Below are 15,771 nucleotides of genomic sequence, written 5' to 3'. Positions count from 1 at the left end.
CCGAGTGGTAACCAGAGGCCGATCCTGCTGCGTTCGAGCAGGGCCATGCCAGGGTCGAACAATGACCGCAGTGCAATGCCAGCAGGGCGTAACTTGCCAACACCGCTGTGTGCAGGCGCGATGGCGTGACCCTGGGGGAGCATTCCTTGAGCAGGCATGAGGATTTCCTTTTATGCCGGGGTGAAAGCAAAAACGGCGCACGCCCACCTGTCGCAATGCGCAGGGGAGCGGACGCCGTTGTCCGTGATTTTTGCGAAGCCATCGTCGTTGATGGCTCAAGCCTGATCAGACCTAAGCAAGTTGTTTGCCAGCCGTGCCATCGACAACTTGTCAGCCTGTCGCTCTTGCAGTGGGAGGGGTTCCATTCGATGGCAATAGGGCTGCGAAGGTAGAAAACGCGATCAACGCACCACTCGCGGGAATTGCCGAGCCGCAGTGCTCTGTTCTGGTTCGCGCAGGGCGTTAAGCATGTTTTCCAGAACGGTCGATCCGGCATCCCTGTGGCTCATGTATTGAGTTCTGCGCAGAGAAGAGATGGACAGGGTATTCAGCCATGATTAATCGCAAGTGCTCGATAGCTTCCAGGTATTTAAGATCGGCCTGCCGTCTTTTCCTCTGATACTGGGTGAACTTTTCCGCGTCCATGTGGGGCTGATCGAGAAGATCAAGGGCGGCGTGGCTCAAGTGATAGGCGTCGCTGAACAGTTGTTTGTTACGTTCAAGCGCCAGATTCAGGCAGGCTATCGCTTGATCGGAAGTCATCGTACCGTTCATTGCTGCGACCTCTTTTATGGGTGTGTCCCAGGATTTGGGGTGATGCCGGGCTCCGTTGAAAAGCGCTTGGGGCCTTTCAAGAAAACCCGGCCGAGTTGCGACTATCTACCGCGACGCCACACCTTGAGGTAGTCCACGCTGAAGGTGGAGGGCAGGTCGGCGTCGTCGACTACCCCGAACCACTGCCACATGGCCTCGCTGTCAAAGAGGATCTGCATGGGGAAGAACCAGTGGGTGTTCTTTACCTCGCGCACCAGTACGCCGTCGACGTACCAGCGCAATGTGTCGGGCTGCCAATCGAAACCGTAGATATGGAATGCGCTGGCCAGCCGCCAAGGGCTGATCCAGCTGCTGCCATCGCTCAAATGCTCGGTGCTTTGCGGCGTGGCCCAAACGTGGGCGTTCATGTTGTACCGACGGTCGAAGGAGGCGTTTTTGGTTTTGCCACCGATTTCGAAGATGTCGATTTCCGTGGCATTGTCGGCAAGCCCCGTCCATGCGAGCCAGAAGGCGCTGGAGCCGGCCGAGTCCATCGGTTTGGCGCGGGCTTCGTAGTAGCCGTAAAAACTGCGCTCAATCGTGCGCACCATAGCCGAGCTATAACCTTCAAAGCCGAGTCGTACGTACTTTTGCGGCAAGGTTTGCTTGCGGAAAACGATGTTCAGATGGCCATCGCTCAGGTAAGCGTTGTCCGGCATGAACAGCGCCGGTTTGCGCCCGAGCGATTCGGTGCCCGTGGCATTGTTGACGTGCCAGCGACTGGGGTTGAGGGTTGCGCCATCAAAGTCGTCGGAGAATCGTGTGTCCACCCTCCATTGGCCGGCATTGCCCTGATCGGACAGCGGCAGTCCGGTGTGGGTCCGTTCCGGTATCGTTCCCAGCGGGCCGACGCGGGTCCAGGAATTGGCAGCCTTGGGAAGGGCGACGGACCACTTGTTCGCCAGGTACTGAAAGACGCGCTGCCGTTCCTCCAGGGAGGCCAGGTGTCGGTCGTACATCAGTATCTCGGCGATGTCGCCGCGCAAATGTTCGACGCTGCCGACTACGTTGCGCCCCACCGCGTACGGGCCGATGGGCACGTCGTTGAGTTCCAGGACGAAGAGGGTCGGATCGTAGGCGGTGCGCTGTTGCACGCTGATCGCGAAGTTCGGTGGCACGTTGTCGTTATCGGCGATTATCGGGCGCGAGCTGAACAGTCGCTGCCAGGTCTCGCCGCCGCTTTGCTCGTTTAGTCTGCGTGACACGATCAATAGGGTAACAGGGCCTTTTGCCGTACGAATGGCCTTGCCAAGGAAGGCTGAAGTACCACTCAAGCGCACCACCGGATGGCCATTCATGGCGTTCTCCGCACGCTGGGGGAGTGCGGCGCCTGCGCCATTGTCTACGGTAACGTCATTGGCTTCGCCGGACTTGTCGTGCCACCGCAGGAGGTGGTTCTGGGCATCGAGGGTCATTGTCGACGCGTCGGCGGCGTCGAGCCACAGCACCAGGCCGTTGGCCAGCGGCGGTGGAGTGCCCCCCGACGCGTTACAAACGATCGATAGCAGGGTCGCCAAAAGAATGAACCTGCTCATATCCATTGCTTCAACGCAGTCGATGCCGCCAATCCGGGTTGGGAGTGGTACCCATGCGGATTACACAATTGCCATCGCCAGGTGTCGATGATCATTTGCATCAGGTCGCGCTGTGCGTACCAGCCTAGATCACGCCCGGCCTTGGAGGGGTCGGCCCAGCATTCGGCGATATCGCCGTCGCGACGCGGTGCGAACCGGAAGGGGATGGTAATACCGGTAATGTTCTCGAAGCTGTGGATGATCTGCAGCACGCTATGGCCAATGCCTGTTCCCAGGTTCCAGACGTGGATGCCGTTTGTGTTCTGCAACGCCCGCAACGCTTTGAGATGGCCATCGGCAACGTCGAGCACATGGACGTAATCGCGCACGCACGTTCCGTCGACAGTGGGGTAGTCGCTGCCGTACACCATGAGTTCGGGCACTTGCCTCATCGCGACCCGTGTCAGGCAAGGCAGCAGGTTGTTGGGTCTGCCATTGGGGTTTTCTCCGATCAGCCCGCTTGCGTGAGCACCAATCGGGTTGAAGTAGCGCAACACCGCAATGCTCCATTGCGGATCGGACAGGCACAGGTCGGTGAGCAACTCTTCGATCAGCAGCTTGGTGCGGCCGTAGGGATTGATCGGTTTGCCGGCGCCCATGTCTTCGATGAGCGGTATCTGTCGGGGGGCGCCATACACGGTGGCCGACGAGCTGAACACCAGTTTGAAGACCTCAGACCGGGCCATCGCATGGCAGAGGTTGAGCGTGCCAACCACGTTGTTGGCGTAATAATCCAGCGGCTTGCGAACGCTTTCCTCGACGGATTTGAGGCCGGCAAAATGCACCACGGCATCGATGTCGTAGCGGCTGAAAATATCGTCGAGCAGCTGACTATCGCGAATATCACCTTCAATGAAATCGACTCGCTTGCGAGTCAGATACTCCAGGCGCGTGAGCGATTCGCGGCAGCTGTTACACAGGTTATCGAGGACCAGCACCTGTCGACCGGCGTCAATCAGGGTCAGGGTGGTATGGGAGCCGATGTATCCGGCCCCGCCGGTAATCAACGTGGTTTTGTGCATGATGAGGCGTTCCTGTCACAAGGAAATTGCACGAGTCAGGAGAATGGGGTCCGGGAAGGGAAAAGGTTGTCGGGTGCGTCCTCTCAGCGGATGGTGAAAACCGATTTGAATTCTTGCGGCCAGCGCGGATGCATCACGCTATACGCCACGGCATAACTCAGCGCGCCAACCACGATGCTGCAGATCAGGTGCAGGTAGCCCTGAACACCCAGGCGGGAAGAAACCATCAGGACGATCGCTGCCATGACGAACGAAGCAATCACGCTGCGATAGTTGGTTTCGAAAAATCGCCGCCAGCCATAGCCGATTGCACTGTTCAAGCCGCGGATTTGCAGTGGCGTGATGATCGCCATCCGGGCCAGCAGGGCGAGGGCGGCGGCCATGCCGCCATAGAGGCTGCCGAAGCCATAGACCAGCGCCAGTGCCAATACGGTGGTTGCCACTTCGGCCTTGATGGTCAGGTGGCTGCAATTGACCGCGACCAGTGCGGTCGTGGCGTACATGGCGGTATTACCGATGGCTGCCGTGCACGCAAGCACTTGCAGCAGCACAATGGCCTCGGTCCATTTGGCGCCGAAGATCAACAGGATCAGGTCGTGCGCCGTGAGTGCGATGCCGATGAACAGGGGCGTCAGCAGGAAACAGCTGACGGCGGTCGAGTCGCTGATGATCGCGCGCAACCGCGATGGATCGGCGCTGCGTCGGGCAAACACCGGCAGCGCATAGCTGATCAGGCCGTGATAGATCGCCGTGCGCGGCAGATCGATGATGCGCATCGCCATGTTGAACATGCCAACCGCGTTGGTGCCGGCCGTCATGCCCAGGATGACGGTGACCCCGCGCTGTAGCGTTTGCGAACTCAGCGCATTGACGGCAACCGGTGCGCCGGCCCTCAACAGTTCGCGCAAGAGCGGGCCGTCAATGTAAAAGGCAATGCGGCGCGGGTCTGCGCGCATCAATACGATAATGGACACGAACTCCATGATCAGTGCCTGAGCAATGACCGCCCAGGCGCCCAATCCCCACAGCGCGACAGCGATGCCGCCCACGCCACCACATACCTTGCCCAGCAGAGTGCGCGAGGCCAGCATCCTGAAGTTGCCGCTACGGCGCATCTGCGCCACATAGACCCGCGCCATCATGGTGAACAGGATTTTTACCGAGGCCACCGCCGTCATCCATTGCAGCATCGGGTCAGGCGTGTACAGCATCGCCGCGCCCGAGATGACGACGATGGACGCCAGGCTGACGAGTACCGACGCCCAGAAGGCTGTGGCGATGTGTTTGTCTTCCAGCCGCTCGAGTCGTACCAGCGGGTCTTCCAGAACCGAGGAATACATCATGCCGATCAACTCGACGATGGCAATGATGACCGTGCCCACCCCCAACTCTGTGGGCGACAGCAGCCTGGCATACGCGACAAAGGTAATCATCGACAGGAAAATCAGGCCGAATTTCTCGGTGAAAATCCAGATCAATTTAACCAGACGATGATTGGCCATGGCGGATACCGGCTCAATGAGCGGTGGTTGACGCAACTGCCTTGCGCAATGACTGGACGCATGCATAGAGCAAGCGCAAGGTCGGTTTGCCGTTCCTGAAGATCAGCGTTTGCCAGGAGTACTCCAGCATTCGCCGGTACACATCGATCACCTGGGCATGCTCGCCTCTGCGGGAAAACAGTTCGAGAAAGTCGGAGTGGGCGCCCAGCGCGAAATCGATCCGTTGCTGCTTGCTCAACTGCGGGCCAAAGTGGGCGAGGAACGCTTCGATGAACCTGATCTTGTACGGGTAGTACCTTGTCGGTTGCGCGGTCATGTTGCCGCTGTTGACCATGCGCTGCATCAGCACCTCTGGCACGGTGTGAACCTCCCAGTGTTCGGCGATCCGGGTCCACATGAAACGGTCTTCGGAGTAACGCAGGCTGGCATTGAAGCCGCCGAGTTGCATGATCACATCACGTCTGGCCATCGCGGAGGACACGCCATTGAGGACGTTGGCGCGAATGAAATCATCGAAATGCCTACCGTTTTTTTGCCGGTTTTCCAGTATTCGCGTACCGTCGCTGTAGTCGTTGTGCACGTAGCAATCTATCAGCGCCACCGGCCGTCCCTGACGACTCAGTTCCTCAAACAGTGCCAGTTGTCGCTCCAGCTTTTGCGGATACCATCTGTCATCGGCATCGAGAAACGCCACATAAGTCTCTTCAGTGTGCTGCAGTCCGTGGTTGCGGGCGCTGGCCTGGCCTTCGTTGGCTTGATGCAACAGCGTCAGGCGAAACGGCGCCGCGAAGTCCTTGACGCGTTGTGGTCCATCATCGGTGGAACCATCGTCGATGACGATGACGTGATCGGGCAGTCGGGTTTGCCCGGCCACGGACGCCAGTGTTTGCTCGATGCTGTCGGCGCCGTTGTACATCGCGATCACGACGCATACTGTGGGGGGGGAAGAGGGGGCTTGGTCTGGCATGGTTACTTCTCCTTTTGTTACGCATTGGCTGAGTCGCGTGGTAATGCCTTGCCAGGCGGACGCTGACCCAGGGTTGGCCGTGACAACTCGGGGTATGTCGCGTGGTGATGCCGCAAGGACAGGGCGAGGACGCAGAACACCAGAAACTCTGCGGAGCGGTAGTTGGGAACGACATACGCCACATAGTTGGTGAGCATGAACGCTCCGATGATGACCATAGCGCTGGCGTGAAACCGCGCCGACTGATCCGCTACCACGGCCCGGTAGTGTTTGATCAACGCCTCGATCAGCATCAGGATCAGCGCTGTCAGCTGGATGACACCGCCGTTGAGCAAGGTCTCCATGTAGCCGCTGTGGGCATTGCCGATGTAACCCCAGCGGTTGATGAATGTCTCGGCGTCCGGGCTGGACCAGAAAGCGCCGAAGCCGTAACCCTTGAGGAATTCGGCGTCGATCAGCGGTGTGAGCAAGTCCCAGATCAGCGTGCGGTCGGTGAGTGATGCATCACGCCCCATCAGTTCCAGCAGCAGGGTGTAATTGCCGTATAGAAACAGGCAGATCAGCAAATAAATGAATGTGGTAACGAGGAATGCTGTCAGTGAGCGGTTGATGTGCAAGCGAATCAGCGTGAGGAAGTACCAATAGCTCACGGTGCCAGCGATAATCAGTGCGATTGCCGTAGCAGATTGGGCCAGCGCAATCGCGATCAGCGAGAATAATGAGTAGACGATGGCCCAGGGATTGCGCTGACGGATCATTGGTAGCAGTAGCAGAATGGCGATTGCGTTGATCCGGGCAGCGGCATTTTTTTCCGGAAAAATCCCCTTGAACGCACCGTCACGAATGCCGCCATCGATGAAGACGATGTCGGGCCTTACCAGCGCGAATATCAAACCGAACAACGCTACAGCGCCGATGGTGCAGCCGAGCATGAAAGCGATTTTCTCGAGGCTGTAGTTGTAGGCAATGAAACCTGCAAAGAACACCACGCTGATCAGCGCCACAAACCGTTTGAAACTCAACATCGGGTCGTAGGACCAACTGATCGATACGGCCAGGCTAAGCATGAATATCAGCAGGAAGGTGTTGTTCCTGTAAAAGCTTTTGCTGATGAAGACCTTGTTGCGGATGAAGAAGAACAGCGGAACCAGCAGGGTGATCAGGCCGCAGATCTGGTTGACCACGTTGCCTTCGAGGTCTCTTTCGGCGGCGTCCAGATTCGACGTATCAGCCAACCCGAAAAAAAATCCGATGACCTGGGTGTAGAACAGCACGCCGAACAATGTGAAAGCGTCGCGCAGGGTGGTGTACCTGACTTCCAGTTTGTTCATCACGATTGATTCCCTAGCAAGGCATCGAGATAAGTCTTCGCCGCGCACGCACTCACAAAACGGGCAGCGGCATCGATGCGCGCCTGGCGGTGTGCATCACGCGGCAACGTCAGTTCCACGGTGATCGCCTGGGCCAGTGCGTCAGGGGCATCGACCGCCACCAGCGGGGCGATCGCGCCATTGTCGAGAATCTCTTGCGGGCCATAGGGGCAGTGGGTCGATACCACCGGAGTGCCCGTGGACAGGGCCTCGACCAGCGCGTTGGGACTGCCCTCGAAACGCGACGACAGCACAAAGCAATCGGCCGCTGCCACCTCGGCCAATGGATCGCTGGTATAGCCCGGCAGATCGAAGCGGTCGGCCACGCCCAGGGCAATGGCCTGCTCGAGCAACTCGGCTCTGAGCGCGCCTTCGCCGAAAATGATCAATCGAACACTGGGATCAGCTAATCGGGCAAAGGCATCGAGCAATACGTCAAAGCCTTTTTGCTGTGCCAGGCGACCTACGGCGACAATCACCGGGGTGGTTTTTTTCGACAGCCAGCGGTGGTTTGGATGTCCCGGCGCCTTGTCGCGAAAATCGTTGTCGAGTACCGGGTTGTCAGCAATGGTGACATCCTGCGGTCGCGTGATGGTGGTGTCGACCAGGTCCTGAGCAACACCGCGCGAGACGCAGATCACCGGATTGGGGATGAGCCGATACAGCAGCGGTGCCAACAGATAGGCGATACGCACCATCAATGCCGGATTGACGTGTCTGTCACGGGAAAACGCGTTGCGTTCGCTGACATGCAGGCGCGCCAGCGTACCTGACAGCGCAGCCGCGGCGATGGCTACGACATTGACATGGGTAAGGGCGGCCAGTTGTGCGTCAAAGCGATTGTGGCGAAGAAAGCGTGCCAGCGCCGGCACTGCTCTGGAGCTGCGCGCACTGTGCAACTGCACCTGTTTGACCCGAGGGTCGAGGCACGCCGAGTTCACACCCGTGCCGGTGAGCATCAACAAGGTCACGTCATTGCCTGCATCAGTCAGCGCACTGGCGAGGCGCGCCATCATTTTTTCAGCGCCGCCCCCGCTCAAGTCCTGCAGAATAATCAGCAGCCTTTTCATTGATTCCAAACCTGGTAATACGCTTGCGCGGCATGTTGACTGGTGTACTGTCGGACGGCTTCAGCGGCCACTTCCCGGCTTGGCGTCGCCTGGCTTTGCGAGATCAGGCTGCGCAGCATCCCTTCGGCCAGCGCCGGTACATCATTGACCTTGACCAGATCGCCAAGGCGGCCGTTATCAAGCAGTTCCCGGGGCCCGGTTTCACAGTCGCAGGCCAACACAGGGGTGCCCAGCGCCAGGGCTTCGATCAGCACGGTCGGCAAGCCCTCATGAAACGAACTCAGGATCAGCAGTCTTGCCTGTCTGATAAAAGGGTAGGGATTGCTCAGGAAACCGGTGAAATGCACACGGTCCTGGATGCCCAGGCGGCTGGCCTGTGAGGTCAGCGCGGCGAGTTGCGGGCCATCGCCGATGATCACCAGATCCGGCAGCGCAGCACGGCGCAAGGCCAGGGCATAGGCATCGAGCAGCAGGTGGAAACCTTTCGGTTCTATCAGCCGTCCCACTGCCAGCCAGAACTGCGCCGGCAAACCGGTGAACATGGGCGTCTGTGCGGCACTGAGCAGTTGCTCGGTGACCACAGCATTGGGGCAATAACGAATGCGTTCGCGACCCCAGGGCACCAGGTCAGAGAGGGACTGGCGCAAGCCGTTGGAAACCGTCACTACCTGGCCGTTGCCACAGAGGTACAACGCATAGAGCAGGCGCAGGGTGGCGGGGCTGATTTTTTGTTCACCGCAATCCAGTGCTGCATGACGGCTATAGATGACCTTGCAGGGGCTACCCAAGGTGGCAAACCAGGTGCAGAGGTTGGCTTGTTCTTTGGCTGCGATGAGGTGAGTCACTTGTTCGCGACGAATGATCCGGCGCAGCAATACGATGGACTTGAACAGGCCGACAATTCCATTGCCGCCGCCATTGAGCGTGGCCGTTCCTTCATCGTCTGGCGTGTCGCCATTCATGACGAAATAACTGACACGCTGACCATCTTTCAGAAACTGTCTGGCCAGGCGTTGCTGGACACGCTCGAGGCCACCATCGGGCTTGAAGTCCTTGAGGGTGAACAGGATATGCATGGTCGTGGCTCGGTACTGGATGTTCAGGGATAAGTGATATTGATGGTCACTTTTCGCCGGATGATCATCACCAACAGATGAACAAAATTGGTCGGGTAATCGATCAGGTAGCGTTTGATGGTGTGCGGTTCGCGGTACATCCGATAGAACGCGCGCAGATGCAGGCGGTTGATCAGTACAGGGTAATAATCATGCGTCGCCGTGGCTTCTTGGCGAATGAAACCGCCACAGGTGAATGCCACACCGTTGAAGCCGGCACGCAGGGCATCCTGCTCGAACTGTTCCTGAAGCCCGGCGCCCAGGCCTACGATCAGGATGTTCGCTTCACTGCGGCAGATGTCTGCCAGGATGCACGCGGCCTGCGCTGCATCGAAATAGCCATTGTGATGCCCGGCAATAATCAGCGTGGGATAGCGAGCCCTGATCTTATCGAGGAACAGGTCTAGTTCGGCTTGCCGGGCACCGACAAAATAGAGGCGCTTGCCCTGTTTCTCGGCATAACTGAACACAGAGTCGGCGATGGACGTGAAGTCGAAGCTGACCCGGCCAATCGTGCGCCCGGTGATGCGCGACATGAAGGTCGACATCAGCATGCCGTCGCAAAAATAGGCGATGGAAGTCGGGGGGCGGTCGAGCAGACCGCCGACGGACGCAAAATTGATGAAGGAAAATGCCTTGTTGGCGTCCAGCAGAGTGGGTGCGTAATGCCCGATTAATTCCAGGTCGATCATTGGCTGGGCCTCAGGGTCAACCGACCCTATTAATAGATGTCTTTTGAGAACAACGTAAAAGGCGTCTTGACCAGAATCTTGATGTCCAGCCACAGCGACCATTGGTTGATGTAGTTGAGGTCCTGGGCGACGCGCTGCTGCATTTTTTCCAGCGTCTGGGTTTCACCTCGATGCCCGGTGATCTGGGCCAGACCGGTGATGCCCGGCTTGAGGCGATGACGGGCCATGTAGGCGCGAACTTTGCCGGTGTAATAAATGTTGTGCGTGACGGCGTGCGGTCGCGGGCCGACCAGGGCCATTTCGCCGAAGAGCACGTTGAACAGTTGTGGCAATTCATCGATGGAACTACGGCGCAAAAAACGCCCAAGCGGGGTGATGCGCTCATCCTCGCGGGTGGCCTGACGCACTTCGTTGTCGTCGTGCACACGCATCGTCCGAAACTTCCAGACCTTGATCACCTCAGCGTTGCAGCCGTAGCGATTTTGTTTGAACAGCACCGGGCCGGGCGAAGACAGCTTCACGGCGGCCGCCACGATCAGCAGCAAGGGGCTGAGCACGATAATGCCCACGGCGGCCAGGCTACGTTCGAACAGTTCTTTGCAGAGCAGGCTGCCGGGGTGCGAACTGATCAGGCTTTCATTGAGGTAGATGGCGGGCATTCGCTCTATTTCCGAGATCGAATGATTGAGCAGCACCATGCTGCCGAAATCCGGGATCCAGACCACGTCGACATTCACGTCCAGAAGATCGATGTACAGCGCCTCGATGATGGCGGCTTGTGCCATCGGCAAAACGATATAGACGCGGCGTACGTGTAGGCGGGTGATGATTTCGCGAACCTCGTCGATACGCCCCAGCAGCGGCAGAATGCTCGGGGCCGGGCCGGTATGGTCGGCGGTTGCGATAAAACCCAGCAGCGGTACGCGATTGCGCCTGGACAGTTTTCTGGCCAGCGTATGTGCGGTCGGACAGGTCCCGATGATCACCGCGCGGCGCTCGTTGCAGAGCTTGTGTGAATGCAGGCGGGCCAGGTAGTGCAGGGGCAAAAAGCTCGCCGCCTGGATCAGGTAGCCCAATACGGCCCAGACGATGATCACCTGACGGGAGAAAATCACGCTGGTCTGAGTGACGAAGGCAATGCTGATCAGCACGGCCAGCAAGATCATCCAGGCCGCCAGCAACCGTGCGAGCCCTGACAACCATTCATGACGCTTGTGATAAACCTGCATGACGCTGTAGATCGGCACCGAACCGAGCACGGTGAGAATTATCAGCACACGGTATTCACTGGTCAGGCTGCCAACGCGCCAATACACCAGCAACATCAGCAGCAGGTTGACCAGACTGAGCGCGCACAGCCATTGGCCCCAGAAGGTCAGACCTCGGCGGCGCGTCATTTGAGCGGCGTAGAGCGATGTCATCGGCGTAACCTCCGGGCATGGGTTGGACATCGGCGCCAAACATTGCACGCCCTCGTTCCCGCACGCTGGTATAGCTCGACTGGGATGAAGCAGTTTTTAGTAGATGTTTGAAGGGGGCTACGGGTGAGACAGACGCAAGGTGCTACCTGGACAGGTAGTCATAGTTCTGGAACGTATCGGAATGGCTGTAGCCTTGTTTTCGGGCCTTGCTCAGGTCAACCTGGTTAAGCACCACACCGAACACCGGTGCATGGCTCTGCTGCAGGTTCGCAAGGCACTTTTGTACTTCGCTGACAGGCGTGCTTTCGGCCTTGATTACGTAGATCACCGCGTCCGAATGCTTGGCCAGCAACAGTGCATCGCTGACCATTTGTGCTGGGGGGGAATCGATGATGATGCGTTGATACCGCGACTTCAGCGCCTCAAGCATGGGGGCCAGGCGCGTCGAACCCAACAGATCCAGCGGTGGCGGCGACAGTTTTCCGGCCGGCAGCATGTCGAGGTTGCCGACAGAACGGATACAGTCCTCCAGGCGCGCAGTGCCAGCCAGCACGTTGGCCAATCCCGGGCTGTCTGCCGGGAAATCGAAGTTGAGCGAAAGGCTGGGTCTGCGCATATCGGCGTCGATTAACAGGACACGCTCCAGCTTGGCCAGTGAGTAGGCCAGGTTGTTGGCGATGGTGCTTTTGCCTTCTTCGGCCATGGTCGAGGCCACAAGTACCACCTGTGACGGCATGTCGCCGCCGTGCAACATCAACCAGGTACGCAGGTTGCGAATGGTCTCGCAAAAGCGCGGATGGTCGTTGTCGTCGAACAGTCGCGCGAGTTGCCGGCGGCTTTTCCTCATGACGAGCGGCACGACGCTGAGCAGGGGAACGTCAAGCGTACTTTCAATGGCTTCGTCGCTCTTGAAGGTTTTGTTCAGGGTTTCGGACAGCAATGCCAGCGCTACCCCGATCAGCGCAGCCACGACAGCGACAATCGCCAGAATCAGTTTTTTACGCGGCTTGCTGGGTTCCAGAGGAACAATTGCAGGGTCGACGATGCGTGCCTTGGTGGAGTCCATGTCTGAGGTGGCCGCGGTTTCTTTCAAACGGGTGATAAAGGTCTCATACAGCGCGCGACTGCTGTCGACTTCACGCTGGAACTCACGCAGTTGAAACTCCTTGCGCGAAATATCCTGTAGCTGCGCCTTGTTGCTGTTGAAGGATTTGCGCAGTGAGTTTTCATTGGCTTGTGATAGCTGATATTCACGCTCGATACCGGCAACCACCTGCTGAACCTGCAAGCGCAAACTGTCGGTAGCCGTCCGCAACTCGGCACGGGCGCCAGCAAGGGTCGGATGTTTTGGACCATAGCGCCCGGACAGCTCCTCGACCTTGGCTTGGGCCTTGGCCTGTTGCGCCTGGAATTTCTGCACCAAAGGGTTACTCAAGACAGCCGGAACACTGGAAAGCTTGCTCAGGTCACCATTGCTCAGGGCCTGTACCTGGCGGAACTGGCTCTCGGCCTCTGCCAGATTACGACGGGCATCGATCATGCGGTTGCCGGTCATTTCCAGTTCATTGGCGCTAATGGTGGCGACACCACCGACGTCGACCAGGCCTTGTGCTTCCCGGTAACCCTGAAGTTTGTCTTCGGCCCTGCGCAGGTTATTGCGCAACTCGATCAGGCGTGAGTTCATCCAGCTGGTGTTGGTCAGCGAGGACTTCAGGCTGTTATCGAGCTGGCTATCGATGAAGCCTTGAGCAATTGCATTGGCAGTAGCGGCTGCCAAACCAGGGTCGGGCTGCTCCACCTCTATTTTGATCAACTGGCTCTTGCCGACGAACTTGACGGTGGTGTGCCGCATGAGGTTCTGCGTGACTTCATTGAAGATCTCGGCTTCGGAGGGCATCACCTGCACGGGGGTCAAACGGCCCAGTACTGGCAGCCATTGACCAAGCTCAAGCGTTGCCAACCATTTGCGCGGCGCAAACCATGACTGCGCTTGCTGGCGTGGATCAGTCACCGGGTGCGTGGTCAGGTTGAGCTTTCTGACTGCGCGTTCAGCGAGATCGCGCGATTGCAGGAGCGCCAATTGTGTCTGCAAATAATCGACGGTACCGGCACTCGAATCCGTGACTTGCTGGAAGGCCAACAGCGGTGGCGTTTTCTCTTTGATCAGCAACGTGGTGCTGCCGATGTACTGCGAGGGAATGAACGACAGCGTAACCATCGCCAACACACAGCCAAACAGGACCCACCAGCAGATTTTCCAATGGGCGCGCCAGATCACCCTCCAGTATTTGAGCAGGTCAATGGTGTCCTTTTCCTCGCTGTACTGCTGATGTTGCGGCACATGCGGCTGGAGTGGACGTTCGACATAGAGGCTAGGGCTGTTGTCCATGATTAGAAAAAGCCTTGTGCTATGGATATGGTGTCACCGGGGCCGATGGCAGTGCTGCGCGTGATCTTGTCGGTCAGTGGTGGGGAGCCATCACCGCGCACGATGGTCACTCGCTTGATCGAGGCTCGTTCGGTCAGGCCGCCGCCCAGGGCGATGGCTTTCTCCAGCGTCAGTCCGGGTTCGAACGGATAGCTGCCGGGTTTCTGGACCTCTCCATTGATGTAGAACGAGCGGTAGGCGATCAGGTTGAGGCTGACCTTGGGGTCGACCAGATAACCTTGCTTGAGCCCGTCGACGATGAGTTTTTCTACCTGCTGGGGCGTGAGTCCCTTGGCGGCAATGTCACCCAGGAATGGATAGGAAAACATTCCGGCATCGTTGAGGCGGATTTTTTCGAAGCTCAGGTCCCGCTCACCGAACACAGTGATACGCAATACATCGCCGGCTGCCAGTTTGTACTGGGCGCCGGTGTCTGCTGCAAACGTCACGGGCAACAGCCACGGCACGAACAACAAGCCAAGCATTCGCGAGTTCATGGGGAAAACCTCTTCTCTTAGAGACTTACGTTGAAGCTGAGCAAGAAGATGTTGCGTTCAAAACTCTGATTGTCGACATCGGAGTCATCATTGCGGTAGCGATAGCCCAGCTGGATATCCAGCCAGCGGCGCATTGCGTATTCCACGGCGAGGTTGTAGTCACGAAGGTCGTCAGTTCGGTCCTGCCCCTCGTACTCATAACGGCCAAGTCCGACTTCGGCCACTGTGGTGATGCGTTCCGTCCAGCCATGACGCCAGCCGACCAGCGCCGTGGTGGTCTTGACGGCATCAGCACCGTCGTCGCCCTCGGCCATGGCCTGGCGGGCAACAAAGGAGAAGGTCGAATAGGTGCGTGGTTTCCAGCGCAGATCCACTTGCCAGGTCGGGTTGCTGAGGTCATCGACATCGCTGTCGTCGAAGTTCTTGCGCTCATAACCAACACGGACTTTGCCGGTGGTGCGTGCGGTGAAATCCCATTCGGCACCGGCGAGGACCGCATCGGATGTGCTATTGAGGCGGCTGTTGGACTCGTAATCAAAGACGGTATGGTCGTATTCCAGTAATCCACGTGTATTGCTGCCGATGCGGTGGTACCACGTGGTGGTCAGGCCAGTGGTATCGCGCTCTTTGTCGTCGTTGATGCCGCCTGAATTGTCGTAGCGAAGTTGGGCGTAACTGGCGCCCAGATCAATCTGATTGGCAGCGCTCCTGGCGCCGTAGGTATAGAGACCGTTGACGCGGTTACTGCGAATCTTGTCATTGATGCCATCGACAGCGGTCGACGTTGTACGCTCATATTTACGTGCTTCCGCATCAAGTTTCAGTCGATGGCGGTCGGTGAATTCCATGATGCTATTGAGGCGCAAGCGTTGCGCCGTATTCGAGGCATCCGAGTCGTCATGATAAATGTACCGGGTAGGCTGCCATATGAGTCGGGTGGCACTGTTGCGGTCTTCAGCCTTGAGTTCGAAGGTGGGCGCCACTTTTGTCACCATGGAAGACTGCGCCCGCTCCAGTTCGCGGAAGTTATCATCATAACTTTCTGAAAACAGCAGGGTAGGGGTGAAGTCGAACCCATAAATATCAATGGACTGGGGATCAAGACTCCAGGCCGTTCCGGGACACAAATAGATCATGAACAGTGCGAAAGGGCCGCGGGTCTTGAGAGTCATATCATTGCTCCAAGGGGTGAGTTCAATGACTATAGACCGGAAAAACAGTGGGTAAATACGGCTGTGTAATGCCGGCAGCAATCAATAATTCATTGGTCGGGCAGGAGTTTTCAGGTTTAATCGGGGCG

Annotated in this window: 13 protein-coding genes; all 13 read right to left on the bottom strand. The window is 58.0% G+C overall.

Translation table 11 applies throughout. The features are described from left to right. Positions 1–462: 462 nt before the first annotated feature. The 13 genes from KW837_RS07325 to KW837_RS07265 all read right to left on the bottom strand — a co-directional run bounded on the left by KW837_RS07325 (position 463) and on the right by KW837_RS07265 (position 15,643). Positions 463–774, bottom strand: coding sequence for a hypothetical protein (locus KW837_RS07325; RefSeq protein WP_218395047.1), 312 nt, complete (start codon positions 772–774; stop codon positions 463–465). A gap of 101 nt (positions 775–875) precedes the next feature. Then, positions 876–2,348, bottom strand: a complete 1,473-nt coding sequence (locus tag KW837_RS07320; protein ID WP_218395046.1) for a family 16 glycosylhydrolase — start codon at positions 2,346–2,348, stop codon at positions 876–878. Then, entirely contained in the window at positions 2,345–3,409 is a 1,065-nt protein-coding gene (gene galE / locus KW837_RS07315; protein WP_218395045.1) for a UDP-glucose 4-epimerase GalE, read from the bottom strand. Before galE ends, KW837_RS07320 begins: the two co-directional genes overlap by 4 nt. A gap of 83 nt (positions 3,410–3,492) precedes the next feature. After that, a complete protein-coding gene (locus KW837_RS07310; RefSeq protein ID WP_218395044.1) occupies positions 3,493–4,911 on the bottom strand; it encodes an oligosaccharide flippase family protein in 1,419 nt (472 codons plus the stop codon). 13 nt (positions 4,912–4,924) lie between these two features. After that, the gene (locus KW837_RS07305; protein WP_218395043.1) at positions 4,925–5,878 is read right to left on the bottom strand and encodes a glycosyltransferase family 2 protein; all 954 of its coding nucleotides are present in this window, start codon (positions 5,876–5,878) and stop codon (positions 4,925–4,927) included. A 17-nt stretch (positions 5,879–5,895) separates the two neighbouring features. Then, on the bottom strand, positions 5,896–7,209 hold the full coding sequence (locus tag KW837_RS07300; RefSeq protein WP_218395042.1) for an O-antigen ligase: 1,314 nt from the start codon (positions 7,207–7,209) through the stop codon (positions 5,896–5,898). Next, positions 7,209–8,318 (bottom strand): glycosyltransferase, encoded by a 1,110-nt coding sequence (locus KW837_RS07295; protein WP_218395041.1) that lies wholly within the window; start codon positions 8,316–8,318, stop codon positions 7,209–7,211. The genes KW837_RS07300 and KW837_RS07295 overlap by 1 nt, the downstream gene beginning before the upstream one ends. After that, positions 8,315–9,394, bottom strand: a complete 1,080-nt coding sequence (locus tag KW837_RS07290; RefSeq protein WP_218395040.1) for a glycosyltransferase — start codon at positions 9,392–9,394, stop codon at positions 8,315–8,317. The genes KW837_RS07295 and KW837_RS07290 overlap by 4 nt, the downstream gene beginning before the upstream one ends. A gap of 23 nt (positions 9,395–9,417) precedes the next feature. After that, on the bottom strand, positions 9,418–10,125 hold the full coding sequence (locus KW837_RS07285; RefSeq protein ID WP_218395039.1) for a WecB/TagA/CpsF family glycosyltransferase: 708 nt from the start codon (positions 10,123–10,125) through the stop codon (positions 9,418–9,420). 29 nt (positions 10,126–10,154) lie between these two features. Continuing rightward, complete coding sequence (locus KW837_RS07280) at positions 10,155–11,546, bottom strand: undecaprenyl-phosphate glucose phosphotransferase (protein ID WP_256348547.1); 1,392 nt, start codon at positions 11,544–11,546, stop codon at positions 10,155–10,157. A gap of 142 nt (positions 11,547–11,688) precedes the next feature. After that, complete coding sequence (locus KW837_RS07275) at positions 11,689–13,935, bottom strand: polysaccharide biosynthesis tyrosine autokinase (RefSeq protein ID WP_218395038.1); 2,247 nt, start codon at positions 13,933–13,935, stop codon at positions 11,689–11,691. A gap of 2 nt (positions 13,936–13,937) precedes the next feature. Next, positions 13,938–14,471, bottom strand: a complete 534-nt coding sequence (locus KW837_RS07270) for a polysaccharide biosynthesis/export family protein (protein ID WP_008074817.1) — start codon at positions 14,469–14,471, stop codon at positions 13,938–13,940. A 17-nt stretch (positions 14,472–14,488) separates the two neighbouring features. Beyond that, entirely contained in the window at positions 14,489–15,643 is a 1,155-nt protein-coding gene (locus KW837_RS07265; protein WP_218395037.1) for an outer membrane beta-barrel protein, read from the bottom strand. Positions 15,644–15,771: the final 128 nt, after the last annotated feature.

Source organism: Pseudomonas sp. PDM24 (assembly GCF_019218905.1).
Taxonomy (GTDB): domain Bacteria; phylum Pseudomonadota; class Gammaproteobacteria; order Pseudomonadales; family Pseudomonadaceae; genus Aquipseudomonas.
Note: the sequence above shows the minus strand (reverse complement) of the source record. Positions and strands in the feature narration are given on the sequence as shown.